Consider the following 26,208-nt stretch of genomic DNA (forward strand, 5'->3'; position numbering starts at 1 on the left):
CGTCACACCCGGCCGCGCGCTGCGCTACGCCGGGGGCTCCGCGCGCGGCCTCCTACACCAAGCGTTGGGACACTACCGCGTCTCTACTGTATGAGAGACGCTCAGCAAGCGAGGTTGCATGACATCAAGAGACCCCATGACCATTATCTCCCAAGTCATCGACATGATCGGTGACGATCTCCAGGGACACCCGCTCCATATCCAACGCCCCGGCAAGGAAGACTTCGTCCTTGTGTCCGCCGAAACCTACTCGAACTTGATTGCCCAAATTCGAGAGCTTGAGGGTCGCGACAAGCATTCCGGCGATGATGAAGAGGAACTTTTGCGGCTCCTCGGCGAAGCCGCAGAAGTCATCGGCGCGAAGAAGCATTGATGCGCGGGGTCAATGTGAGGACGCTGACGGATGATGCTCTCAGCCGCCGGATCGCGCGGTGCATCGAGATCAACAATCGGGTCTCGTGCGCTTACAACCGCAACGCCCGAAGACTGACAGCGCTCAATGAACGAAACGCGGCAGGTAAGCGCGTCGATGATCTCGAGGTGTCGTTTTGCGGATGGCTCTTTCACCGACATCTGAAATGGATGGATGCGATCGAGGGCCTTGTGTCGACCTACCAAGGCGAAGTCGCACGAAGACGCTTCCAGGCGCTTGACGACACTCAACTCAGCTCAGCGCTTGAAATCCGCACAGACGACGCCGAGCGGCTCAGGGCGGTTGTGGGGCATGCGTTCGAGGCGCTTGTCGAGCTTGAGTCTGCGGTCGCTCGGGATCGGGATGAAATCCGTCATCATGAGAAGGTAATCACCAGCGCCGAGCATGACCGGGACTCTGCTGACGAAGATGTTCGGGATCTTCGGCTTGAAGTGACTCGGAGGTCGGCTCTGTCCGCGCATGGCACGCTTGCCGAATATCGAGAGCGCGTGTCGCGGGCGGAGTGAACTATCATGAGAGGGAGAAAGGTGCGGCCACTGGCCGCCTTTTTCATGCTCGCGACCGCTCTCGAGGACTCGACCTAAGTGCATCAGCTTGAACCCAATACTATCCTTTTTTGCATCAGTGAAGCAGCTGATGCAGTGTCCAGTTCTGGGTCCGTTCTGTCCAGTTCTGCCTCCGTTCCAAAAGAATAGGCTGGGGCGATTTCTCGCCCCAGCCCAATAAAGTCCATCACAAGCAGTTACTTAGCCGATCCGATAGTTCGGCGACTCCCGCGTGATCTGCACGTCGTGCACGTGGCTTTCCTTGAGCCCGGCGTTGGTGATCTTCACGAAGTTGCAGTTCTGGCGCATTTGCTCGACCGTGGCGTTGCCGGTATAGCCCATCGCCGCGCGCAGACCGCCCACCAGCTGATGGATTACCGCGCCTGCAGAGCCCTTGTAGGCCACCTGCCCTTCGATGCCCTCGGGCACCAACTTGTCGGAGGCGGCGTCCTTCTGGAAATAGCGATCCGCCGAGCCGCGTGCCATCGCCCCGAGCGAGCCCATGCCGCGATAGGCCTTGAACGAGCGCCCCTGATACAGGATCACCTCGCCGGGCGATTCATCGGTGCCAGCGATCATGCTGCCGACCATGGCGCAGGAGGCCCCCGCCGCGATCGCCTTGGCAAAATCGCCCGAGAACTTGATGCCGCCATCGGCAATGACCGGCACGTCTCCGGCGGCCTTGGCGCAATCCATGATGGCGGTCAGCTGCGGCACGCCGACGCCTGCAACCATGCGGGTGGTGCAGATCGAACCCGGCCCGATGCCGACCTTGACCGCATCGGCGCCCGCATCGATCAGCGCGCGCGTCGCATCATAAGTGGCGACATTGCCCGCGATCACCTGGACCTCGTTGGACAGCCGCTTGGCGCGGCTCACCGCGTCGAGCACGCCCTGCGAATGGCCATGCGCCGTATCGACCACGAGGATGTCGACGCCCGCGTCCACCAGCGCCTCGGAGCGTTCCAGCCCGGAGTCGCCAACGCCGGTCGCCGCCGCGACCCGCAGGCGCCCAAGGCCATCCTTGCAGGCGGTCGGATTGACCACAGCGGTTTCCGTGTCCTTCAGCGTCAGCAGGCCGGTCAGCTTGCCAGCGGCATCCGTCACCAGCAGCTTTTCGATCCGGCGGGCGCGCATCAGGCTGATCGCCTCGTCGCGATCGGCGGGTTCGTGCAGGATGGCAAGGTTCTGCGACGTCATCATCACGCGCACCGGCGTGTCGTCCTTTTGCGCAAAACGCATGTCGCGGTTGGTGACGATGCCGACCACATGATGATTGGCATCAACCACCGGAAAGCCGGTGAAGCCATAGCGTTCCGTCAGCGCCTTGGCGTCGGCAAGGGTCTGGTCGGGGGTCAGCGTCACCGGATTGTAGACGATGCCGGATTCAAACCGCTTGACGCGGCGCACCTGCCGGGCCTGTTCCTCGACCGTCAGGTTCTTGTGGATCACGCCGATGCCACCGGCCTGCGCCATGGTGACGGCCATGCGCGCCTCGGTCACGGTATCCATCGCCGAGCTGAGCAGCGGGATGTTCAGCGCAATGGATTTCGTGACCCACGTGCGGGTGTCGGCGGTGCTGGGAAGCACGCTGGACGCGGCGGGAACGAGAAGGACATCGTCGAAGGTGAGGGCCTCGCGAATCTCCATGGGGGCAGCTCCTTGGGAGGGGATCGGTTGGCACGTCCCTATTGCATGGATGTCCGGCAGGGGAAAGGGCGAAAGGGCACGCGGCGTCCCGAAGACTTGCGCCAAGCGCACAAAGTGCTTGTGGTCACATGATTTTCCGGTTCGTCTCTCGGGAAATTGCACCGGATTCCATTGATGGCCTCGAAGCGCTTCTTTCTCGTTTATCTCTTTTGCATCGCGGCCACACTTGGCGCGATCTATCTCATGCGAAGCCAAGCGGTCTGGGCGGTGGCCCTATGCCTGCCCTTGCTCACGGTGCCTGGAACCTTCGCGCTGGCAAGTCTTGATAGCGCATGGCAGGCGCACAAACTGAAGATCATGACCGAAGTCTCTTGGCTACGCTCGTTGCGGTCCCGGGCCAGCTATCGGCTTACCGTGGCAGTTTTGATATCTGCGGTCGTGGTTGGCGCCTCCCTGCCACAGCTTTTGTCGGGTGATGAAACGACCCTTCTGTCAGTCATTCTTGTGCCAATCCTGTTCGTTCCACTGCACGGCCTGCGACGATGGATCGCGCCGCAGTTGCACGGGGCCTTTGCCACGCTTCTGCCGATCCGCTGGGCGACCGTGTGCGCTGTCGGGCTAAGCTGGCTACTGACCTGTCTTGCGGTGGCATACGGCCTGCCGGATCATTTGCTTCCCGAGTTGCCTGCGGCGCAAAGCGCGCTTGTCCGCGAAATCGATGGTCTGGCGCGTGTCACGGGCGACGTACAAACGCATATTTCCGGCATAGGCGCGCTCTGGGGCAGGGTCGTTCTGGCCCTCAGCACGGGCGGTCTTGCTGGCCTCGCAGGCACGTTCACCGCCGTCGCCGCGATGCCAGCTGCAGAACTGAAGCGCGCACTTGCACGCGCCTCGGCAGAGACCGTGCCGCCACCCCTTAACCTAGGCATCGTGGCGGGAGCCTCTTGCGTTGTGGTGCTGTGCCTCTGGTTCATCTGGACGCCCCTCGTCGCATGGGGCGAGACATTTCTAGCGGCGATATCGAAGGATGAGCGCCACGCCAGCTTAAGCGAACAGATCTATTCCGACATCATTGTCGAGCCGATGCGTGCTTCCCGCGCCACCGAAACCACGCCTTCGTCGCGACGATCCGCCCCCCAGCCTCTGCCGGGCCGCGCAGACCTGCCGCGTCTGCCCCAAGGCCCTCAGGCACCGGAACGCAAACCGGTTGCTGCCGAGTCGATTGCCGGGCGCTACTACCCCCCGGGCACGATCGACGCGTTGCAGGCCCGAGAGCGCGAGCGGCTTGCTGCCCTCGTGCTTGCCATGCGCGATGACCTTGCGACTGCCGTGGTGCGCGCCAGCGAACAGATGGAGAGGAATGTCGATGCCTTTCTTGATGACTATTACTCGCTGAAGGGGGAGTATCTGCGGCTTGGCGCCATGATGATGGGCGACGCCGAGGCACATATGGCAGAACAGCTCACGAAGTCGCTCGCGCAAGGCAATCCGATGCGCGACTTCAATGACCTGCACCAAACGCTTGCCGATGCTGGCCACATTGCCGAGGCGTTCGGCAATGCGGATCTCGCGTTTCTGAACGAGCGCGAGATCCTCCCCACCGACGATGTGGAACTGATCGCCGTAAACGTCTGCGAGGCCGCGCCCTGCTTCGATCTTGCCACCGAATTGCAACAGTCCCAGACGCTTGTCTCCACGCGGCTTGCCGCCAGCGGCGTGGGCGCCCTCGCCACCGGCACGGTCGCGGCACTCATCGTCAAGAAGGTCGCGGCGAAAGGCGCGCTGAAGCTCGCCGTCAAGGCGCTGGCCAAGGTCGCTAGCAAGAAGGCAGTGGGCACCACGATCGGGGCACTTGTCGGCGGGGTACTTGGCAGCATCGTGCCCGGGCTAGGAACGGCCGTCGGTGTGGCGACCGGCGCGGCGCTCGTCGCTGGGCTTACGGGCGTTGCCCTTGACGCCGCGATGATCGCACTGGAAGAAACCCTGAAACGCGAGCAATTCCGCGCCAGCCTCGTTGCCGAGATCTACGGCTGGCGCGACAATCTGCTTGCGGCCCTAACGGCAAGCAGTGAAAATCAAGGGCAATGACCCCTTGCCCGAGAGCCCCATGACCCACGGATACGACAGCGGCCGCCTGAACCTGCCCTTCACCGGCATCTGCACCTTTGCCAGAAAGCCCTATGTCGCCGACTGGTCGCAGATCGACGCCGACGCGGCGATCCTTGGCGCACCTTTCGATGCGGGCACGCAGTGGCGCGCCGGGGCGCGGTTCGGGCCGCGCGGCGTGCGCGAGGCCTCGACCCTGTTCAGCTTCGGTCACGCCGGGGCCTATGACCACGAAGACGACGCCACCTACCTTGGCGAGGACGTGCGCATCGTCGACATGGGCGACGCGGACATCGTGCACACCGATACGATCCAGAGCCATGCCAACATCCGCGCCGGGGTCGAGGCGGCGCTGAACGCCGGCGCGCTGCCGGTGGTGATCGGCGGCGATCATTCGATCAACATCCCCTGCATCGAGGCCTATGAAGGCCACGCGCCCTTTCACGTTCTTCAGATCGACGCTCATCTCGATTTCGTCGACATCCGCCATGGGGTCACGCGCGGCCACGGCAACCCGATGCGCCGCGCCGCCGAAAAGCCGTGGGTCAGCGGGTTGACGCAGGTCGGAATTCGCAATGTCTCATCCACCGCCCGCGACGGCTATGAGGATGCCCGGAAGATGGGCTCGGACATCCTGTCGGTGCGTCAGGCCCGCAAGCTGGGCCCGCAAGGCGTCGCTGCTCGTATTCCTGCCGGGGCTCCGGTATATATCACCCTTGATATCGACGCCTTCTGCCCATCGATCGCGCCCGGCACCGGCACACCGTCGCATGGAGGGTTCCTGTATTACGACGTGCTCGAATTGCTGCAAGCGGTGGCGCGCGATCATCCCGTCATCGGCATCGACCTCGTCGAGGTGGCGCCCGATTACGATCCCACCGGCTCGACCTCGATCCTTGCGGCGCAGGTGCTGATGAACCTGCTCGGCTTTGTGTTTCACGCGCGCAAGATGCAAACCAACGCAAGCTGAGCGGGAAAGTCACGTTCGGGGCGAAAACCGGCCAGCCCCGACAAAAGGCTTGCCCGCGAGGCAAACGGCGTGACAGCCTGCCCCCAGAGCAGCCCTTCGACAAGAGAGCCAAAGGCCCATGTCGCTTCCCCTTTCCGGCGTCACCGTCGTTGATTTCACCCGGATTCTGTCCGGGCCCTTTGCCACGATGATCCTCGCCGACCTCGGCGCGGCGGTGATCAAGATCGAACGGCCCGGAGCAGGCGACGGCGCGCGCACGCTGCCGCCGCTCAAGGATGGCAAGTCGGCCTATTTCGCCGCCGTCAACCGGGGCAAGCGTTCGATGGCGCTCGATTTCGACAAGGCTGATGATCGCGCCGTGCTGGACCGGATCCTTTCGCGCGCCGATGTGCTGGTCGAAAACTTCCGCCCCGGCGTGATGGACAGGCATGGCCTTGGCTGGGATCTGCTGCATGCGCGCCACCCGGCGCTGATCTATGCCTCGGTCACCGGCTTCGGTCAGACCGGGCCGGATGCCAGACGCGCCGCCTATGACGTGATCGTGCAGGCGCGCTCGGGGCTGATGAACCGCACCGGCACGCCAGACGCCCCCCGCCGCGCCGGAAGCAGCTTTGGCGATCTGTCGGGCGGCATGTTCCTTGCTCAGGGCATCCTTGCCGCGCTCTACGACCGTGGGCGCACCGGTGTCGGGCGGCGGGTCGATGTCGGAATGCTCGATGCGCAGCTGGCCCTGATGGAACAGGCCGTGCCGCAACAGGCCACCGGCGCGACGCCGCCACCCCATCCCAGCCGCCACCCCTCGATCGCGCCCTGCGAGGCGGTCTCGGCGTCTGACGGCCCCTTCGTGCTGACAGCGGGCACCGAAGCGCAGTTCGAGCGGCTTTGCCTCGTACTCGACCTGCCCATCGCGCAGGACCCGCGCTTTGCGGACAATGCCGCAAGGCTGGCCAACGCCCGCCTGCTCAAACGCCTTATCGAGGCTGTGACGCTCGAACACCCGCGCAGCCACTGGCTGAGCCGGATGACCGCCGCCGGCGTACCCTGCGCGCCGATCCAGTCGATGGATCAGGTGATGAAAGACCCGCAGATCGCCGCGCGCAACATGATCGTCGACGTGCTCGACCGCTACGGGCGGGCCAGCTTCAAGGCGGCGGGCAATCCGATCAAGATGTCAGGCATGGAAGATCCGCCCGCCCGCGCCCCCGCGCCGGAACTTGACGGCAACCGCGCCGACATCCTGCGCTGGCTGGAAAAAGACTAGGCGTCAGCTGGAAAACGACCCGGCGTCAGTCGGTCTTGGCATCGGCACGCGACTTGCCAGAGGCCTGCTGCGCCAGCGTCGCCGCCATGAACGGATCCAGCGCGCCGTCCAGAACCCCCTGCGTATCGCTGGTCTCGTGATTGGTGCGCAGATCCTTGACCATCTGGTAGGGCTGAAGCACGTAGCTGCGGATCTGGTTGCCCCAACCCGCATCGCCCTTGGCCTCGTGCTGGGCGTTGATCTCGGCATTCCGCCGGTCCAGCTCCATCTGGTAGAGCCGCGATTTCAGCGCCTTCATGGCGATATCCCGGTTCTGGTGCTGCGACTTCTCCGACGAGGTCACGACGATATTGGTCGGAATATGGGTGATCCGCACCGCCGAGTCGGTGGTGTTGACATGCTGCCCACCCGCGCCCGACGAGCGATAGGTGTCGACGCGGATATCGCTCGGGTTCACCTCGATCTCGATATTGTCGTCGACCACCGGATAGACCCAGATCGACGCAAAGGACGTCTCGCGCGTGCCCTTGCCAAAGGGCGAAATCCGCACCAGCCGGTGCACACCGGATTCCGACTTCAGCCAGCCATAGGCGTTCTGCCCGGAAATCTTGTACCCGCAGGATTTGATCCCGGCCTCGGCACCGGCTTCCTCGAACTGAAGCTCGACCTCGTAGCCGCGCTTTTCCGCCCAACGGACATACATGCGCTGAAGCATCGCCGCCCAGTCGCAGGCCTCGGTGCCCCCGGCGCCAGCGTTGATCTCCAGAAACGTGTCATTGCCATCGGCCTCGCCGTCCAGCAGCGCCTCAAGCTCCTTCTGCGCGGCCTTCTCGGCCAGCGCCGCCAGCGCGGCCTCGGCGTCGCAGACCACCTCGCCGTCGTCCTCCATCTCACCAAGCTCGATCAGTTCCAGATTGTCGGACAGGTCCTGCTTGATGGAGCTATAGGTCTCCATCGCATCCACCAGCATCTGCCGGTCCCGCATCAGCTTCTGCGCCGCCGCCGGATCGTTCCACAGGTTGGGGTCCTCGACCCGCGCATTGAACTCTTCCAGCCGATAGGGCGCAGTCTCCCAGTCGAGCCGCTGGCCCAGCAGGTTCAGCGACTTCTCGATCCGTTCGACGGTCTTCTGGGTCTCGGCGCGCATGGGCTGTCTCTTTCAAGGTTCGCGGGTGGTCAGGGCAACTTAAGGGCGCGACATAAACCAGCCGACCCGCCCCTTCAAGCGCCGCGCCGCGCCCGCCCTTCATCTTGCCCGATAAACTCCGGGGTGAGGCCGCAAGGCCGAGGAGGCTGGCCCCCTGCTCCGGCCCGGCCAGGCGCGGTCGATCTCAGTAAAGCCCGCCCGAGGACAAGGTGCCAAAGCTGGCCTTGGGGCCAACGACGGCCTTCTTCCCGGTCGAGGTGGTCACCTCGCGCGAGCGCGTCGAGCCGTCCGGCTGGATCACGTCGAAATTCCCCGACATCGCCCAGCCCCCGTCCAGCGCGATCCCGAACATCGGCTCTTCGCCGCGGCGGAAACATTCCGACACCACGTTGGGGCCACTGGCGTTCGGCCCAAGCCGCGCCCCCGAGAAACGGTCCATGTTCATGAACTCGCAATCCTCGGGCACCTTGAACTTGCCGCCGCCGTATTTCTTCACCGCCTGTGTCATGAAGCGCTGGAACACCGGTCCGCACATCGACGCGCCATAAGCGCCCCGACCCAGCGGACGCGGCGTATCGTAACCGATGTAGCACCCCGCCACGATATTGCTGGTAAAGCCGATGAACCAGACGTCCTTGGCATCGTTGGTGGTGCCGGTCTTGCCCGCCGTCGGCACCCCAAGATCGACCACGCCCGATGCGGTGCCGCGCTGCACCACGCCCTGCATCATCGAGGTCAGCTGATAGGCGGTCACCGGATCCATCATCCGCTCGCGGCTGTCGACGATGCGCGGCCCGCGCCCCGGCGGCAGGTTGGGATCGGCGCAATCCTCACAGACCCGCTCGTTGCCCTTGGCAAATTCGTGGTTGTAGATGGTCCGGCCCCAGCGGTCCTGCACCCGGTCGACCAGCGTCGGCTCGACCTTCTCGCCGCCATTGGCGAATTGCGCATAGGCCGAGATCATCCGGAACAGCGTGGTCTCGTCGGCGCCAAGCGCGTTGGCCAGCACCCGGCCCATCTGATCGTATACCCCGAATTTCTCGGCGTAGCGCGCCACCGTGTCCATGCCGATCTCTTGCGCCAGACGGATGGTCATCAGGTTGCGCGACTGCTCGATGCCGGTGCGCAGGGGCGTCGGTCCGTAATAGGTGTTCGACGAGTTTTTCGGCCGCCAGACCCCTTGTGGCGTGTCGATCTCGATCGGCGCATCGATGATGATGGTCGACGGCGAATAGCCCGAATCCAGCGCCGACGCATAGACGAACGGCTTGAACGACGAGCCGGGCTGGCGCATCGCCTGCGTGGCGCGGTTGAACACCGAATCCTGATAGCTGAACCCGCCCTGCATGGCGATCACCCGACCGGTGTTCACGTCCATCGCCATGAACGCACCCTGCACCTTGGGGATCTGCCGCAGCGTCCAGCGGATGAAGGCGCCGCTGTCGTCTTCGGTCATCTCGCGCACATAGACCACATCACCTCGCTTGAAATTGTCGGCAAAGCTGCCGCGAACCCACGAAATATCCTTGCGCGGCACCGAATTGCCGCGCGGATCGTCGATGGCAATGCCCTCGATCCCCAGCCGCATCGACTGATCGCCGATCTCGAGCACCACCGCGGGCAGCCACTTGCTTTGCAGATCGACGTCGCGCGCCACCGAGGTATTGGCCAACGCCTCGCGCCAGTCGGCTTCGCTGTCCAGAAGGGCCGCGTCGATGGTCTTGCCGGTGCCATTCCAGCGCCCGGTGCCCCGGTCGTAGTCTTCAAGCGCGATGCGCAGGCTCTCGGCGGCCTTCACCTGCATTTCAGGATCAAGCGTGGCGCGCACCGACAGACCGCCAGAAAAGAATTCCCCCTCGCCGAAATTCTGCGTCAGCTGGCGGCGGATCTCGTCGGTGAAATAGTCGCGCGGCGGCAGCGCCTGCTGGTAGGGCTCGTAATCGCCGTTCTGCACCGACAGCAGCGGCTGGGCCACTTCCTGCTCATAGACCGCCCGGCTGATCACGCCGTTTTCACGCATCTCGCGCAGCACGTAATCGCGCCGCTGTTGCAGGCGTTCCTTGTTGCGCACCGGATGAAAATCCGACGGCGCCTTGGGCATCGAGGCCAGAAACGCCGCCTCGTTGGGGGCGAGTTCGGACAGCGACTTGTTGAAATAGGTCTGCGCTGCGGCGGTTACGCCATAGGAATTCTGGCCAAGGAAGATCTCGTTCAGATACAGTTCAAGGATCTTCTCCTTGCTCATCGCCTTTTCGACGCGCGCGGCAAGGATGATCTCCTTGATCTTGCGCTCGGCCTGACGGTCGCCAGACAGCAGGAAATTCTTCATCACCTGCTGGGTGATGGTCGAGGCGCCGCGCACATCGCGCCCGCGTGATTTCACCGCATCGATCGCCGCCGCCGCGATGCCGCGAAGGTCATAGCCCGAATGCTCGTAGAAATTCTTGTCCTCGGCCGAGATGAACGCCTGTTTCACAAGGTCCGGAATCTGGTCGGCCGGGGTAAAGATCCGCCGCTCCTGCGCGAATTCGTCGATCACCCGGCCTTCGGTCGAATAGATCCGGCTGATCGTCGGAGGCGTATATTGCGCGAGGCTTTCATGGCTCGGCAAGTCCTGACCATAGATCCAGAACACCGCACCGATGGTGATCGCCATCGCGGTAAGGCCCAGCGTGATGAGGCTGAAGATTCCGCCGAAGAAAGAGAGAATGAACCGAGTCACAAGGGCCGCCTTTCAGGATTGCCACGTCCCTTATACCGTCCGTTTACGCGCGTCAAAACACACGCCGGCGTGATGCAAGGCGATTGCCCGCTCACTGCCGGCGCAGACGCGACAGCGCGGCGTCCTCAAGCGACCATGCGGCAATGCCATCGCGGATGCCCGCGGCCATGCCGTTGCGCCAGTCGGGGTCCAGCAGGTTGGCGCGGTCGCGCTCGGTCGACAGGAAGCCCAGCTCGATCAGCACCGAGGGAATGTCGGCGGCCTTGAGCACCGAAAACCCGGCGCGGCGCAGCGGGCGCTTGTGCACCTCGCCCACGGCGTTCTCGATGCCGCCCAGCAGATGCTGCGCCAGCGACAGGCTGCGCGGCCCATTGTCGAGCCGCGCGATATCCAGCAGCACATCGGCAATGCGATCATCCGCCCCGGACAGATCGAGCCCGGCAAGAATGTCATCGCGGTCGTGACGCTCGGCCAGCGCCTCGGACGCCGCATCCGAGGCCAGCTCGTCGAGCATGTAGACCGAGGCGCCATGCGCGATCCCCTCTTCGATGGCATCTGCGTGCAACGAGATGAACAGATCGGCGCGCGCCTCATGCGCGACGGCGACCCGCCCTTCGAGCGAGACAAAGACATCCTCGTCGCGGGTCAGCAGGACCTCGTAACCGGCGCGGCGCAGCACGTCGCGCAGCTGGCGCGCGAAGGTCAGCATCAGCGCGGCCTCCCTGACGCCGCCGCGCTCGGCGCCCGGATCGATGCCGCCATGGCCGGGGTCAAGCACGATGCGCAGCGGCGCGCCCTCGAAGCGCGGCGGGGCTGTCAGCAAGGCTTGCGGGCGATCCCAGCGCGGATCGCGCGGCGCACCAGAGCCAGCCTCCATCTCTGCCGCGCTGGCATCATTTAGCAGGATCGACAGGGTTGCCTGCCCCGATCCCTCGTCGATGGTCATGCCCGCCTCGCGGATCAGCGCCGGGCGGGTCAGCACCGCGACCAGCCGCGACCAGCCCGCGCTGAACGGGCCCATCCGCAGCTCGGCCACATCCTGCGAGCGGTTCATCTGCGCGGCGTCGGCGCCCGCCCAGTCAACCTCGCGAAAGTCGAGCACCAGCCGCGGCGGATCGACCAGCGTAAACGCGCGCCACGGCACCCCTTGGCTAAGATCGAGCGTCAGCGCCGCCCCCCTGCGGGCATCCACGACCCCGCCGCCCAGATAGCTCGCCCGCCCGCCAAGGCTCTGCGCCAGCGCAGCATGGCTGAACAACGGCAGCAAAAGCAGCCAAATCAGGATTGCGCGCATAGTCCTGCCTGTCATTCTCGTTGCTCCGGACGCTGCCATGCCCACGCGTGTTCGTATGAGAAACCTTGGATTACCGCTGCGCCATGAAGCGGCGCAGCCGATCCAGCCCTTCGGCGATGTCCGCAGTGCCGCGCGCATAGGAAAAGCGCAGCGTGCCATGGCCGCGCACCGGATCGAAATCCAGCCCCGGCGTCACCGCCACCCCGGCCTTTTCAAGAATTTCCGCCGCAAAGGCCCGGCTGTCCTGCGTCAGCGCGCTGACATCGGCGTAGATATAGAACGCCCCATCCGGCGGCGCGATGCGATCAAAGCCGATCTTGGGCAGTTCGGCCAGCATCATGTCGCGGTTCTTTGCATAGACCGCGAGGTTGGCCTCCAGCGACTCGGTGGCATCCATCGCCGCCAGCGCCGCGACCTGCGCCGCATGGGGCGGGCAGATGAACAGGTTCTGCGCCAGACGTTCGATCTGGCGCACCTGTGCATCCGGCACCACCAGCCAGCCGACGCGCCAACCTGTCATGCAGAAATACTTGGAAAAGGAATTGATCACGCAGACATCGTCTGACACTTCCAGCGCGCTGACCGAGGGCGCGGCATGTTCGATGCCATGATAGATCTCGTCCGACAGGAAGGCCGCGCCGCGCGACTGGCAGCACCCGATCAGCGCCCCAAGCGCCTCGCGCCCGAGCATCGTGCCCGTCGGATTGGCGGGCGAAGCCATCAGCAGCCCGTCGAACGAAACGCCTTCGAGATCCGATGGCACCAGCTGATAGCCATTGGCGGCGCTCGCCTCGATCTCGGTCGGCAGCAGATCCAGCGCCTTGAGGATCTGGCGGTAGGACGGATAGCCCGGTCGCCCCAGCGCCACCCGCTGCCCGGAATCGAACAGCGCGGTGAAGGCCAGCACGAAGCCGCCCGAAGAGCCGGGCGTCACCACCACCCGCGCCGGGTCAAGATCGACCCCGTGGCGCTCGCCGTAATAGCGCGCGATCCGGGCCCGCAGCTCTGGCAGCCCCAAGGCAACGGTATAGCCCAGCGGATCGGTTTTCATGCGCGATGCCAGCGCGTCCAGCGCCTCCTTCGGCGCCCCGGCCGATGGCTGGCCGACCTCCATATGGATGATATGCCGCCCCGATGCCTCGGCCTGCCGGGCCGCTTCCATCACGTCCATCACGATGAAGGGATCGACCGCCCCCCGGCTTGAGTTTCGCATCTGGCTCTCCCATGCTGGCATTACTCATCGCATAGAAGCGATACCATCGAGGGTCAATGTCCGCTGCCAACCGCCTGTCTGCCTTGCTCTCAGCGCCCTTGCGGCTGCTCAACTGCCCAACCGGCAGCGCGCACGCATGGCATCGCGCTTGCCGCAACGCCCGGCGCCGTGGCGGCGCGCGCAGGATACCGTCGACGCCGCCCGGCGGGCCGGCATTCTGCACTGAACCGTTGCCGCGCCGCGCCGCGTAGCGCATAACCTCACCGGACAACCTCAGGGAGCCCCCATGTTCAATCGACCGATCCGCACCGCAACCGCGCTGGCCCTTGCCGCGGGACTGGCCCTTCCGGCCGCCGCGCAAGAGTTCGACCCGGCCAGCATGACCCCCGAGCAGCGCGAGGCGTTCGGCGCGCAGGTGCGGGCCTATCTGATGGAAAACCCCGAGGTTATCATGGAAGCCGTCAGCCAGCTTGAAGCGCGGCAGGCGCAGCAGCAGGCCGTCGATGACGAACAGCTGGTGTCACGCAATGCCGATGCGATCTTTGACGACGGCTATTCCTATGTCGGCGGCAACCCGGAGGGCGACATCACCATCGTGGAATTCTCGGATTACCGCTGCGGTTATTGCCGCAAGGCCTTCGACGAGGTCGAAGAGCTGATCGCCAGCGATGGCAACATCCGGTTCATCCTCAAGGAATTTCCGATCCTTGGCGAGGCCTCACTGACCTCGTCGCGCTTTGCCATCGCCACCATGATCGAAGCCGGGCCCGAAGCGTATAAATCGGTGCATGACGCGCTGATGACCCTTGGCGGTGAGCCCTCCGAGCCGGTGCTGCGCCGCCTTGCAACATCGCTTGGGCTTGATACCGACGCGATCCTTGCCCGCATGTCCGACCCAGAGGTCGACCGCCGCATTTCTGAAACCCGCGCGCTTGCGCAGGCCATGCAGATCAACGGCACCCCGAGCTTTGTCTTTGGCGGGCAGATGCTGCGCGGCTACGTGCCGCTTGCGGCGATGCAGCAGATCGCCAGCGAGATCCGCGCCGACGGCTGAGGCCTCAGCCCCGTGCCATGCCTTCGGCCCGGGGCACGGCGCCCTCTCTTACGGGCACCGCGGGCAGGTCGAACCAGACCCGCGTGCCCTGCCCGTTCGGCGCAGGCTCGATATGCATCTCGCCAGCGGATTGCTCGACAAAGCCGCGCACCATCGGCAGGCCCAGTCCCGATCCCTGCCCGCGCGGCTTGGTGGTGAAATACGGTTCGAACACGGTGTCGCGCAGGTGGTCGGGAACACCGCTGCCCGCGTCGGTCAGGCTGAACCGCACCGCCTGCCCCGGAGCATCGGCGCTTTGGTTGACGGACAGCGTCATCTGCCCACCATCCGGCATGGCATCGCGCGCGTTGGTGATCAGCTCGAGCAGCGCCGCCTGAAGGCTGGTCGGATCGGCGAACACCGCCGGAAGATTGCGCTCCACGGAAATATCCAGCCGATGTTCGGGCCGAAGGATCCGCCCAGCCAGCGCCGGGATCGGCTTCATCATTTCTTCGGGGCTTTCCGAAACCGGGGCCAGCCGCGCATTGCGCGACAAGGCCAGCAGACGCGAGGTCAGCTCGGCCCCGCGCCGCGCCGCGCGCTCTGCCTCGCCGATCAGCTCGTCCCGCTCGCCATCGCGCGCGCTCAGCCGCGCCAGTTCCATGTTGCCTAGCACCACGGTCAGCAGATTGTTGAAATCATGCGCCACGCCGCCGGTGAATTGCGTCATGCTGCGCTGACGCGCCAGTGCATCTTGGGCGGAACTCCGGGCATTCAGCCTTTGGCGCATGTTGCGAAAGTCGATGGTGACATGGATGAAGTAAATCAGAATGGCCAGCAGCGCGGCGCTGAGCATCCACGTTTCCATGGTCATCGGCGCCTTATACCACAGCCAGCCAATCCGCAGCAGCGTCATGACCGAGATCAGCCACAGGTCGAAGCGCAATTGCACAGGCAATCGCGAGCGCGCCGACAAGGCGTTGAGCGCCGCAGCGTTCAGCAATAGCAGGGACATGATGCGCAAGGTCTCGCCGCCGCTGACCCAAAGCCCGAGCCCCAGCGCGCCGTAAACGATCCCGACAAGGAGCTGCGTTGCCAAGATGCGTCGGATCAGCCGCTTGGGGCCCCTGTCCGGCAGGCGGGCAAGGGCAAGGTGATGCAGCCCCTTCGCCAGAAGAACCGCGATCACCCACGCCAGCACCAGCTTGGGATCGCCCTTGATCACGATGATGCCGCAACAGATCGCCAGCAGCAGATAGTACGGCATCTGCCGGGCCGAGAACGGGGCATCGAGCCGCTTGACCTCGGTATAATCGACCTGCTCTTCCGAGATGCCGCCCAAGGTGTCGCGTGCCCCTGTCACTTGGTCATTCCGCGGCTTCGGATGGAATCTCTGCCGCGTCGATCTGGGCTGCCTTTTTCTCGACCTCTTCGACGATGTGGTCGATCATCTGCTCGTTGCTCATCTTGTGGCTGGCCTTGCCGGCAAGGTAGACCATGCCGCTGCCCGCGCCGCCGCCGGTAAAGCCGACATCGGTCATCAGCGCCTCGCCCGGCCCGTTCACCACGCAGCCGATGATCGACAGGCTCATCGGCGTCTTGATGTGTTCCAGCCGCTGTTCCAGCGCCTCGACCGTCTTGATCACGTCAAACCCCTGCCGGGCGCAGGACGGGCAAGAGATGATGTTCACCCCCCGGTGCCGCAGCCCGAGCGATTTCAGGATCTCGTAGCCGACCTTGATTTCTTCGACCGGATCGGCAGAGAGCGAGACACGGATGGTGTCGCCAATGCCCATCCACAGCAGCTGGCCAAGGCCAATAGCGCTCTTGATGGTGCCCGAGGTCAGGCCGCCCGCCTCGGTGATGCCCAGATGGATCGGCTTGTCGGTGACCTCGGCCAGCCCCATGTAGGCGGCTGCCGACAGGAACACATCCGAGGCTTTGACGCTGATCTTGAATTCGTGAAAATCGTTGTCTTCCAGAATGCGGATGTGATCGAGCGCCGATTCAACCATCGCGTCGGGGCATGGCTCGCCATATTTCTCCAGAAGGTGGCGTTCGAGCGAGCCGCCGTTGACGCCGATGCGCATCGAACAGCCGTTGTCGCGGGCGGCGGCGATGACCTCGCGCACCCGCTCGGGGCTGCCGATGTTGCCCGGATTGATGCGCAGGCAGGCCGCGCCCGCCTCGGCTGCCTCGATGCCGCGCTTGTAGTGGAAATGGATGTCGGCGACGATCGGCACCGGGCTTTCGCGCACGATTTCCTTCAGCGCCTTGGCGCTGGCCTCGTCGGGCACCGAAACACGCACGATATCGGCCCCGGCGTCGGCCGCGCGCTGCACCTGTGCCACCGTGGCGGCGACATCGGTGGTGATGGTGTTTGTCATGGTCTGGACAGAGATCGGAGCGTCTCCGCCCACCGGGACATTGCCCACCATGATGCGACGCGACGCGCGCCGCTCGATGTTGCGCCATGGACGAATGGGATTGTGGCTCATACCTGCAGGACCTCCGCGGGACGATGGGTATTTTCTTGGTCCTACCTAACGCCCCAGCGGGTTCAAGACCAGAGACGTCACCTTTACGTCAAGGTCAGCCTCGCGAAAATGCGCGTTCGCTCGGGCGGTGCCTGACAGGTTGGACTATTCTGTGAGGGCGGCGCTGTTCAATTCTGCCACCACACGTTCAAGATCGGAATCCTGGGCGATATCCGCAACCTGATAGCTCTTGGTCAGGTTGTCGACCGACAACGCGAGGTTCTTGGTCACCTTGCCACTGCTGCCAGCCGGACCGTAGGTCTGGCCGTTGACCGCGAAATAGACCGCGCCGGATTCGCCCACGCGCAGGGTCGCGGGCTCTTCGGTGGCGGGCAGTTTGAAGGTGTCACCAGCGTTCATGATCGCCTCGTAGATCACCGAGCCATCGGCCGCGCGCACGCGCACCCAAGCCGGGCGTACCGCGATCATCGTCACACCGGGCGCGCCGTCTTCCAGCACCTTGGGCTGGCCGGGCACGCCCTGCACGCTGGCGAACTGCGGGCGGTCCGCAAGCATCCGGTCCAGATCGGCATCTTTCGACAGATCGGCGGGGCTCAGCACCGCTGCCAGCACATCGGGCTGCAGCGACAGATCGCGGGTGGTGCGACCAGCGGGGCCGACCGGACCGTAGGTCTGGCCGTTGATGGCAAGGTACACCGCGCCGGATTCCCCGGCGTTGAGCTGTGCATCCGCCTGATCCGCAGGAACGGTCCAGATCTCGCCCGCGTTCATCACACCTTCGTGCAGCACGCTGCCATCCGCGGCGCGCACCCGCACCCATGCCGGGCGCACGGCAACCACCGTCACCTCCCCCGGAGCCGAAACCTGCGCCAGACGCTCCGAGCCATCGGGCGAGGCGAGAGACTTGGGCGCAGAGCCGCGATTGGCAAAGACCCCCACCGTCGACGGATCGAGCGACGAGATCGGCGCATCACGCGCCACCAGCACCGGCACATCAAGCGCCTGCGGTCGGTACAGCCGATCCATCGCCTCGGCAGTGGGCGGCGTAAAGGCGCCGATGCCAGCGATCTCATCCTCCGGCGCTTCGCCTGCGCGGGTCGCGGCCTCGAGAGGATCAAGCTCGCTCAGCACAACCGGGGTCTGATCGACCGGGGCCAGTTGCACCCGCTGCACCTCGCGCAGAACGGCGTAGCCGCCATAGCCGATGCCCCCGATCAGCGCGATCAGCACCAGCATGGAGCCAACGGCCCCCGGCTCGATCCGCGACAGCAGGCTGTCGCCACGCGGCACGAAGGGCATCTTGGGATCGCGGAACGGGTCGCGCGCCACCGGGCGCGGCATATCGCTGACAGATGCGCTGCCGACCGAGGCCTTGCGGATGGTCGATGCCTTCTCGGACATGCCATGCGCAACGAAGAAGCCGCTTTCATTGCAGAACTGGCCGAAGCATTCATCGGGATCCATGCCAAGGTATCGCGCGTAAGAACGCACGTAACCCGCGATAAAGCCCGGAGTATCGAAAGCAGAAGGGTCGCAATTCTCGATCGCTGCGATGTAGCTTGCCTTGATGCGCAGCTCGCGCTGAACATCCAGAAGGGACTTGCCCATCGTCGCACGTTCGCCGCGCATGACATCACCAAGCTTCAACGAATAATCGTCGAAGCCGCGAGGCCGAACCACGGCCGCGCCGTCAGCCTTGCGTGAGGATTTCCGCCCGATCATGCGTTCAACCCGATTACCGCTGTCCCAATGCCGCTCAATCACGCTTGCGCGATTCGCGATGCGCTTCTTATTGAGATTAGGTTAGCACATCACAACTGGTTTTACACAGCGACGGCTCGCATAAGCGTGGTTCCGCACATGTCAAAATCCTGCCACCGGCCGGCGGCGTTAGCGCAAACCGAAGGCAACCCACATGAATAGCTGAAAAAATCGAGGGTTTGTCGATCTGGTGAACTGCGGTTCTAAAAATATTGTCAAATCAAGAAAAAAGCCTTCCACCAGCGGGGGAAGGCTTGATTTCGAGGCAATGAGATCAGCCGCGAGAGCGGATCAGGCGCTCATCTCCTGACGGTTGAGCGCGCAATGCGACCACAGCGCATCCATCGCCCGCACCAGCACGTCCATCTCTGCTGCGCCATGCACCGGAGACGGCGTAAAGCGCAATCTTTCGGTGCCGCGCGGCACTGTCGGAAAATTGATCGGCTGCACATAGATGCCGTAGCGATCCAGCAGCATGTCCGACAGCACCTTGGTGTGCTTGGGATCGCCGACAATGACCGGCACGATGTGGCTACCGTGGTCGATGATCGGCAGGCCCATCGCCTTGAGCCGGGTCTTGAGGATCCGGGCTTGGGTCTGGTGACGCTCGCGCAGCGTGGCATCAACCTTGAGATGCGCAATCGACGCCGCCGCCCCGGCCGCCACGGCGGGCGGGATCGAGGTGGTGAAGATGAAGCCCGGCGCGTAAGAGCGGATGGCGTCACACATTTTCGAAGACGCCGCGATATAGCCGCCGAACACCCCGAAGGCCTTGCCCAACGTGCCGTTGATGATGTCGATGCGATGCGAAAGCTGGTCGCGCTCGGACACGCCGCCGCCGCGCGGGCCGTACATGCCCACCGCGTGCACTTCGTCCAGATAGGTCAGCGCGCCGAATTCATTGGCCAGATCGCAGATCGCTTCGATGGGGCCGAAATCGCCATCCATCGAATAGACCGATTCAAAGGCGATCAGCTTGGGGGTGCGGGGATCGTCTGCCGCGAGCAGCTCCCGCAGATGCGCCAAGTCATTGTGCCGAAAGATCCGCTTGGCCCCGCCGTTGCGCTTGATGCCTTCGATCATCGAGGCATGGTTGAGCTCGTCGGAATAGATGATCAGGCCGGGAAAGAGCTTCGGCAGGGTCGACAGCGTGGCATCGTTGGCGATGTAGGCCGACGAAAACACCAGCGCGCTTTCCTTCTGGTGCAGATCGGCCAGCTCGGCTTCGAGCCGCTTGTGATAGACCGTGGTACCCGAGATGTTGCGCGTGCCGCCCGAACCCGCGCCGGTGGCATCAATCGCCTCATGCATCGCCGCCAGCACCGCCGGGTGCTGCCCCATACCCAGATAATCATTGCCGCACCAAACGGTGATCGGCGTTTCAGAGCCGTCGGTCTTGCGCCATGTGGCGTGAGGAAACTGCCCGTTCTTGCGCTCGATGTCGATGAAGGTGCGGTAGCGGCCTTCGTCGTGCAGGCGGTTCAGGGCTTCGTCGAGCTTCGCGGTGTAATCCACCGGCATCTCCTCGTTGATCATGGCCGCACCTTCTTGTCTGTCAGTCGTCTTTGGTTGTGCGGCGTATTCGGGTTGGCTTGTCCCGCATTCACAGTCGTGAATAAATAACGTCCGTACATCTTTATGTCCACGCTTTATCGCCATTCTAGCCGCGCCCTCCTTGATTTGCATCAAGACTTAAGGATGGCAATGCGACGCTCTGTCCACCGCGCGACAAACGCATCGCCCCACCCGCCAAGGCGCAGAGGAGCGGGCACGGGCTGAATCTGCGGCAGACGCGTCGCCGGGCTGGTGATGATTGGTCTCGTGGTCGTGACGTTGCCGCGCAGGGGGTGTACTGGACACCCCGTGCGCCGCTGCTAGGCTCGCGCCAAAGTGACCGTGAAAGGACCCCCCATGTCTCTCGATGCCGTTCTCGCCCGGATCGATTCCGACCTGCCCGCCGCCACCGAACGGCTTCTGGAACTGCTGCGAATCCCGTCGATTTCGACCGATCCGGCCTATAAGGCCGATTGCGACCGCGCCGCCGACTGGCTGGTGGCCAACCTGCAATCGCTGGGCGTGAGCGCCTCGAAACGCCCGACGCCGGGCCATCCGATGGTGGTGGGCCATTACGACGGCGATGGCCCGCATATCCTGTTCTATGGCCATTACGATGTGCAGCCGGTCGATCCGCTGTTGCTGTGGACGCGCGACCCGTTCGATCCCGCGATCGAAGAAACCCCCAAGGGCAAGGTGATCCGCGGCCGCGGCGCAGCGGATGACAAGGGCCAGCTGATGACCTTTATCGAGGCCTGCCGCGCCTTCAAGGCCGAGCATGGCAAGCTGCCCTGCAAGATCACCTTCTTCCTTGAGGGCGAAGAGGAAAGCGGTTCGCCCTCGCTGATCCCTTTCATGAAGGAAAACGCCGACGAGCTGAACGCCGAGCTGGCGCTTATCTGCGACACCGGGCTGTTTGAATCCCGCGTGCCGGCGATCATGACCATGCTGCGCGGCCTGCTGGGCGAGGAATTCACCATCACCGGCCCCGACAAGGATCTGCATTCGGGCATGTACGGCGGGCTTGCGATGAACCCGGCGCGGGTGATGACCCGCATCCTCGGGCAGCTCTTCGACGACAATGGCGTCATTCAGGTGCCCGAACTGTACGAAGGCGTGCCGGTGCTGTCGAACGAGTTGAAAGCGCAATGGGAAGGGCTGGGCTTTGACCATCAGCGGTTCCTTGGCGATGTCGGCCTGTCCGAGCCCGCCGGGGAAGCGGCGGTCAGCCCGCTCGAAATGATCTGGGCGCGCCCCACCGCCGAGATCAACGGACTCTGGTCCGGCTATACCGGCGCGGGGTTCAAGACGGTGCTGCCGTCGGAAGCCTCGGCCAAGATCAGCTTTCGCCTTGTCGGCACGCAGGATCCCCACGCCATCCGCAAGAACTTTCGCGCCTGGGTCGAGGCGCAGCTGCCCGCCGATTGCAAGATCGCGTGGAAGGATCACAGCTGTTCGCCCGCCGCGCAGATGTCGACCGAGCACCCCGCATTCGAGGCCGCGCGCGCCGCGCTGACCGATGAATGGCCCGATCCGGCGGCCTATGCGGGCTGTGGCGGCTCGATCCCGATCGCGGGCTATTTCAAGTCGATTCTGGGCATGGATGCGATGCTGGTCGGCTGGGGCAAGGATGACGACCAGATCCATTCTCCGAACGAAAAATACGACCTCGAGAGCTTTCACAAGGGCACGCGCAGCTGGGCGCGCATTCTGGCTGCCATGGCGGGCTGATCCATCACAGCGTCGAGACGATGATGCAAGGGCGGGAGCGATCCCGCCCTTTGGCATTCAAAGCTCCGCCCTTCTCGCCTGCTGCGCGCCGCGACGCTGAACCGTCTCGGGGCGTTGAGCCTGTACAATTTGTAACAAGGTTTCGGTAACTATTGGACCCAACACGGTGAATCCGCGGCTTCGACGCAATCGGCCACATGGCCGCCATATTTCATTCCTAGCGTTCAATGCGTGGTCATCACCTGCGCTGCCGCAGGACACCGCCCGGGACGGACAGAGCCAAGCCATGCGAAGCCCGGTCCGGTTCGTTGGAACTGAAAGACGCTTCGAAGTGTGACAGGGACAGAGCCGATGAAGAAACATGCCTTCCGCAAGATGACGCAGGATGATTTTCAGGCCCGTATCAAGCGAGTCGATCCCTGCTATGTGCAAGCAAGCCGCAGACCAGAGGCGACGACGCCCCCAGCGCCTTCGCGCCCGTTCGTATCGCTGCTGCTTGGCTTCGGCTGGGCTTTTGTCTGCCTCTCAGTCGCCCGCAACCGCGATTCCATCGAAACAAGCCTGCTGCGTGGCAAGCTCGACACCCAGTACCACGACTACATCTTCTACGGGCTGGCAGCGTTGCTGGCGATTTCGGCGGTGATGCTGGCGATGCATTTGCTGCGCTACCTTTTTGCCTGCACGCGCGGGGCCACAAAGGGAAACTCTGGCGGGCTGCTGTTTGGCGCGATGCTGGCCGCTGGCTTTGTCTATACGCCCGACAGCGTCTTCGAGGCGGCCTTCGGCCTGCTGGACACCAACTCGCGCTCGCTGATCGTTGCTGCTGCCGACAAGATGCCTGTTGATCTGGGCAACATCGCCTTCGTGTCGTCATCCGGCGGGTACTGAGCGTTCAGAACAGCCCGAAGAACCGCTCTGGCAGGCAATATTGCTGGTCATACTCCGGTCGGTCGAACTGCCAGAATCCCGTATCGCCACGGGGCTTCCAGCTGCGCTTCATCCGCTTGCGCACCCAGCCAAGATCGAACCCGTCCTGCATCCTGAGCCCGGCAAAGCGGTCAAACAGCGCACGATCTTCGCCCCGCGCCCCGGCAAACCAGTGTCGACCGATGGCCGCCTCTTCAACGCCCGCGCCAACCGCGCCTGTCATGGCATTGCGCCGGTCCATCGTCGCGCTATAGGTCGCGACATCGCAGAATTTCAGATGGAACAGGTAAAGCGCATCGGGCACATGCAGCGTTTCGGCCTGAGTGAAATGCCCGCCCCGCGCGATCTTGGTGCCCATCGAAAGCACGCAGGGCTTTGAATAATGCGGCGCAAGCCGCACATGGCGCCGCGCCCCAAGGATGCCCGCGCTCAGCGGCTCGGTTTCGATCTCGGGGCGGTGGATCACCTCTAGCCCAAGCGGTGTCAGCACCCGCCGACCGGGCTGTGCGCGCAACCAGTCAAGCAGAGCTCCGGCCTCGGGATCGAGCACCACCAGCTCGTCGACATCGCCGACGATCACATGGCGGTAATAGCCGCGCAGCCCCGCCACCAGCCCGTTCAGCAGCCGCCAGCGTTTCATGTCGAAATTCCGGTGCAGATCGCCGGGAATGCCGATGAGGTTGCAACCCTCGGCAATGCGGGCGACCTCGGGCTCATGACCATGGTTGACCACGGTGCAATTCTCGCGCCCCAGCAGGTCGCCGTAATAGCGCACCCATGTTTTCAGGAAGTCCGGATCGTCCCGCACCATGGTAATTGCCGCGCAAATGCTCTGCATCAAGATCTCTTTCGTGTCATCGCCTGCCCGGGTCCGAAGCGGCGCACGCCTCGTGCTGACTCGAACTCTAGCCGCGAGGGGCCGGAAAGACTATCGCCCAGAGGCGGCAGCGCGGGTAACATTCTGAAAATCGAAGGTGAGGCAGGGTCATGATTTCCGAGGCATTCCCAGAAACCGGCTGGCAGATCGCCCATGATGGCGGCGCAATCACCCGCTTTCAGGTGTTCGGAGAGCGCTCGTCGGGAACCAATTTCGTCAAGCGATTGCTGGGCCGCAATACCGCGCTGGTCCCGACCGAGGCGCTGGGATGGAAACACGCCCTGCCCCATATGACGGCGATCCCGGCGGATACGGCGGCGGTCTGCGTGATCCGCCACGCCGAGGATTGGGCGCGCTCGATGCACGCCAAGCCGTGGCATTGTCCGCCGCAGATGCAGGCGCTCGAATTCGCTGACTTCCTGCGCGCCGAATGGGCCACCATCGCCGACCGTGAACGCTATTTCCCGCCGCTCAAGGCGCTTGGCGGCGTCGGACAGCCCTTGCAACTGGATCGCCACCCGCTGACCGGCCTGCCCTATGCCAACCTGTTCGCAATGCGCCGGGCCAAGATCGAAGGGTTGCTGAGTTTTCTGAACCGCGGCTGCACGATGATCCTGTGTCGCCTCGAGGCGGTGCAAGGCGCACCGCGCGATTTCGTCGCTGCAATCGAGCAGAGCCTGGCGCTGCCACCTGCGCCGCAGGGGTTCCGCCCGGTGACAAAACGGCTTGGCGCACGCTTTGTGCCATCGGTCGTGCCGCGCCCCGCAACACCGCCGCAGCTTTCCAAAAACGACCTGACCTTCCTGCGCAGCCAGATCGACCTCGGAACAGAGGCCGCTTTGGGCTATCTCTACCGGGGCTGATGCCCGTCCTTTTCAACCGCTGATCGGATGCGGCGCAACCCCAGCCACACCGCAAGCACGACCGGCGGCACCGCCAGCGCGGTCAGCATGCCCTTGCTCACGCCGATTACATCCGCCAGCGGGTATAGCAGGTATCCCACCAGTGACACCGCGTAATAGCTGATCGCCACCACCGACAGCCCCTCGACGGTATGTTGCAGCCGCAATTGCAGGTCGGCGCGGTGGTTCATGCTTTCCAGCAAATCCTGATTTTGCGCCGAGCGCTTCACCTCGACCCGCGTGCGCAGCAGATCGCCCGCGCGCACGGCCCGCGCCGACATCGACTCCAGCCGCTTCTCGGCGCTCTTGACGGTGCGCATCGCCGGATCAAAGCGGCGCGCCATGAATTCACGAAACGTCTGGCGACCGCCGAACCGCTCTTCGCGCAAGACCGCGATGCGCTGCGTCACCAATGCCTCGTAAGCCTCTGTCGCAGAAAGACGAAAGGCCGTCTGCGCCGAGAGCGTCTCGAGCTCAGACGACACCCGCAGCAGCGCCGTCAGCGTCTCTTCTTCGGGCGCATTGCCATGGGTCATCGCGGTCATCAGCCGGGTAAGCTCCTCGTCGATCTCGGTCATCCGCCCAGCGATGGCCCGCACGCGGGTAAAGCCAAGCATCGACATCGCCTTATAGGTCTCGATCTCGCACAGGCGCTGCACCACGCGGCCAACCCGTCGCTCGCCGACCCCGCGCCGCGGGAAGACGGCAAACCGCAGATGTCCGCCCTGATCGATGCGAAAATCCCCCGCCACGATCATTGCATCATCCAGCACCGACGACACCGCCATGCTCTCGGTGACAAGCCAAGCGTTCGCCAGAAGGTTCACGTCGGCGTCATGGTCCGCCCGCTCGCAGATCCGGATCATCGCCGAGGTCACCCGCACGCCCGGCGCGCCCTCCAGCCAGTCATCGGGAAACACATCGAAATCCGCCGGATCAAAAGGCCGCTCGCCCAGCCCGGCAAGAAACACCGTATAAGACACGAATTCCGTGTGCTGCTCCCATTTGAGCACATGCTGCCCGATAGCCGCGGTGAAATGCGTCGCCCCCGGCTGCGGATGCTGCGTGCCATAGCGATCGAGCAACGCGATCAGATGCGCCAGATCCTTGGCCCGATCCCGAGAAGAGGCATCCTGCGCCTTCTTGATCGCAAGATACACCGCGCGGCAGGGTGCCTTCAAAGACGGAAACGGGCGCGCATGCAGCTCGTTGGCAAGCTGGTAGCGCAGCGGGTGATCCTGAATCGGCGGCATCGGGGCAGTCCTGACAATATGATTGATGGGAACGTACAGGCCTGCCGCGTCAAAGCAAGACATTTAATCTATATATTTCAGATAGTTAATTGAATACCTCGGCATACCGAACCAAAAGCTCGGAAAATCGGCGACCCTGCGACTGGTTTCGCACGGGGAACGCCGCTCTATACCGTCCTCCATACTGCCCTGTGCGCCTCGATGCGGCAATCAACCAGCTACCCCGCCCCCCCAAACCCCCCCAAGGCCCCCCGCGCCCCCCCGTCAGGGGGCCGAAAATATACCCCGGGTGGAGGGGGGGGGGGGCGCGCGCCGCGGGGGCAGGGCGCCC

20 protein-coding genes are annotated in these 26,208 nt (G+C 64.0%); 9 read left to right on the forward strand and 11 right to left on the reverse strand.

The features are described from left to right. Positions 1–136 precede the first annotated feature (136 nt). Positions 137–373, forward strand: coding sequence for a hypothetical protein (locus tag Q4543_RS20290; RefSeq protein ID WP_303441338.1), 237 nt, complete (start codon positions 137–139; stop codon positions 371–373). After that, positions 373–939, forward strand: a complete 567-nt coding sequence (locus Q4543_RS20295) for a hypothetical protein (RefSeq protein ID WP_303441339.1) — start codon at positions 373–375, stop codon at positions 937–939. Before Q4543_RS20290 ends, Q4543_RS20295 begins: the two co-directional genes overlap by 1 nt. Positions 940–1,179: 240 nt before the next feature. Here Q4543_RS20295 and guaB read toward each other — a convergent pair whose 3' ends face one another. Beyond that, positions 1,180–2,628, reverse strand: coding sequence for an IMP dehydrogenase (gene guaB, locus Q4543_RS20300; protein ID WP_303441342.1), 1,449 nt, complete (start codon positions 2,626–2,628; stop codon positions 1,180–1,182). Between the two features lie 174 nt (positions 2,629–2,802). Here guaB and Q4543_RS20305 point away from each other — a divergent pair, with 174 nt between their 5' ends. The 3 genes from Q4543_RS20305 (at position 2,803) to Q4543_RS20315 (ending at position 6,965) form a co-directional block, all read left to right on the forward strand. After that, positions 2,803–4,716, forward strand: a complete 1,914-nt coding sequence (locus tag Q4543_RS20305; RefSeq protein ID WP_303441343.1) for a hypothetical protein — start codon at positions 2,803–2,805, stop codon at positions 4,714–4,716. Positions 4,717–4,735: 19 nt separating this feature from the next. After that, positions 4,736–5,704, forward strand: a complete 969-nt coding sequence (locus Q4543_RS20310) for an agmatinase (RefSeq protein WP_303441345.1) — start codon at positions 4,736–4,738, stop codon at positions 5,702–5,704. Positions 5,705–5,822: 118 nt separating this feature from the next. Next, on the forward strand, positions 5,823–6,965 hold the full coding sequence (locus Q4543_RS20315) for a CaiB/BaiF CoA-transferase family protein (protein WP_216004704.1): 1,143 nt from the start codon (positions 5,823–5,825) through the stop codon (positions 6,963–6,965). Between the two features lie 25 nt (positions 6,966–6,990). On the opposite strand, the gene prfB is transcribed toward Q4543_RS20315, so the two are convergent. The 4 genes from prfB to Q4543_RS20335 all read right to left on the reverse strand — a co-directional run bounded on the left by prfB (position 6,991) and on the right by Q4543_RS20335 (position 13,341). Then, entirely contained in the window at positions 6,991–8,112 is a 1,122-nt protein-coding gene (gene prfB, locus Q4543_RS20320; RefSeq protein WP_303441348.1) for a peptide chain release factor 2, read from the reverse strand. Positions 8,113–8,296: 184 nt separating this feature from the next. Then, positions 8,297–10,834 carry a penicillin-binding protein 1A gene (locus Q4543_RS20325; protein ID WP_303441349.1) on the reverse strand — a complete coding sequence of 846 codons (2,538 nt, stop codon included), beginning with the start codon at positions 10,832–10,834 and terminating at the stop codon, positions 8,297–8,299. 91 nt (positions 10,835–10,925) lie between these two features. Beyond that, a complete protein-coding gene (locus Q4543_RS20330; RefSeq protein WP_303441351.1) occupies positions 10,926–12,143 on the reverse strand; it encodes an N-acetylmuramoyl-L-alanine amidase in 1,218 nt (405 codons plus the stop codon). 55 nt (positions 12,144–12,198) lie between these two features. Continuing rightward, complete coding sequence (locus Q4543_RS20335; protein WP_303441353.1) at positions 12,199–13,341, reverse strand: aminotransferase class I/II-fold pyridoxal phosphate-dependent enzyme; 1,143 nt, start codon at positions 13,339–13,341, stop codon at positions 12,199–12,201. Between the two features lie 286 nt (positions 13,342–13,627). Here Q4543_RS20335 and Q4543_RS20340 point away from each other — a divergent pair, with 286 nt between their 5' ends. Then, the gene (locus tag Q4543_RS20340; RefSeq protein ID WP_303441355.1) at positions 13,628–14,395 is read left to right on the forward strand and encodes a DsbA family protein; all 768 of its coding nucleotides are present in this window, start codon (positions 13,628–13,630) and stop codon (positions 14,393–14,395) included. A 4-nt stretch (positions 14,396–14,399) separates the two neighbouring features. On the opposite strand, the gene Q4543_RS20345 is transcribed toward Q4543_RS20340, so the two are convergent. The 4 genes from Q4543_RS20345 to hemA form a co-directional block, all read right to left on the reverse strand. After that, positions 14,400–15,737 carry a sensor histidine kinase gene (locus tag Q4543_RS20345; RefSeq protein ID WP_303441357.1) on the reverse strand — a complete coding sequence of 446 codons (1,338 nt, stop codon included), beginning with the start codon at positions 15,735–15,737 and terminating at the stop codon, positions 14,400–14,402. Between the two features lie 4 nt (positions 15,738–15,741). Further along, complete coding sequence (gene ispG / locus Q4543_RS20350) at positions 15,742–16,872, reverse strand: flavodoxin-dependent (E)-4-hydroxy-3-methylbut-2-enyl-diphosphate synthase (RefSeq protein WP_216004698.1); 1,131 nt, start codon at positions 16,870–16,872, stop codon at positions 15,742–15,744. Positions 16,873–17,016: 144 nt separating this feature from the next. Continuing rightward, positions 17,017–18,594, reverse strand: a complete 1,578-nt coding sequence (locus Q4543_RS20355; RefSeq protein ID WP_303441359.1) for a helix-turn-helix domain-containing protein — start codon at positions 18,592–18,594, stop codon at positions 17,017–17,019. Positions 18,595–18,924: 330 nt separating this feature from the next. Further along, entirely contained in the window at positions 18,925–20,148 is a 1,224-nt protein-coding gene (gene hemA, locus Q4543_RS20360) for a 5-aminolevulinate synthase (protein WP_303441372.1), read from the reverse strand. Positions 20,149–20,544: 396 nt separating this feature from the next. On the opposite strand from hemA, the gene Q4543_RS20365 reads away from it, so the two are divergent. Then, positions 20,545–21,918, forward strand: coding sequence for a M20/M25/M40 family metallo-hydrolase (locus tag Q4543_RS20365; RefSeq protein WP_303441361.1), 1,374 nt, complete (start codon positions 20,545–20,547; stop codon positions 21,916–21,918). A gap of 351 nt (positions 21,919–22,269) precedes the next feature. Continuing rightward, complete coding sequence (locus tag Q4543_RS20370; protein ID WP_303441363.1) at positions 22,270–22,806, forward strand: hypothetical protein; 537 nt, start codon at positions 22,270–22,272, stop codon at positions 22,804–22,806. Between the two features lie 4 nt (positions 22,807–22,810). On the opposite strand, the gene Q4543_RS20375 is transcribed toward Q4543_RS20370, so the two are convergent. Next, complete coding sequence (locus Q4543_RS20375; protein ID WP_303441366.1) at positions 22,811–23,683, reverse strand: glycosyltransferase family 2 protein; 873 nt, start codon at positions 23,681–23,683, stop codon at positions 22,811–22,813. A 149-nt stretch (positions 23,684–23,832) separates the two neighbouring features. Between Q4543_RS20375 and Q4543_RS20380 the strand changes: the two genes are divergently transcribed. Continuing rightward, on the forward strand, positions 23,833–24,585 hold the full coding sequence (locus tag Q4543_RS20380; RefSeq protein ID WP_303441368.1) for a hypothetical protein: 753 nt from the start codon (positions 23,833–23,835) through the stop codon (positions 24,583–24,585). Here the strand turns inward: Q4543_RS20380 and Q4543_RS20385 are convergent. Next, a complete protein-coding gene (locus Q4543_RS20385; RefSeq protein ID WP_303441370.1) occupies positions 24,573–25,877 on the reverse strand; it encodes a DUF3422 family protein in 1,305 nt (434 codons plus the stop codon). The two genes, Q4543_RS20380 and Q4543_RS20385, sit on opposite strands and share 13 nt — an antisense overlap. Between the last annotated feature and the right edge of the window lie 331 nt (positions 25,878–26,208).

Origin of the sequence: Salipiger sp. 1_MG-2023, assembly GCF_030547555.1 — a bacterium.
GTDB lineage: Bacteria > Pseudomonadota > Alphaproteobacteria > Rhodobacterales > Rhodobacteraceae > Salipiger.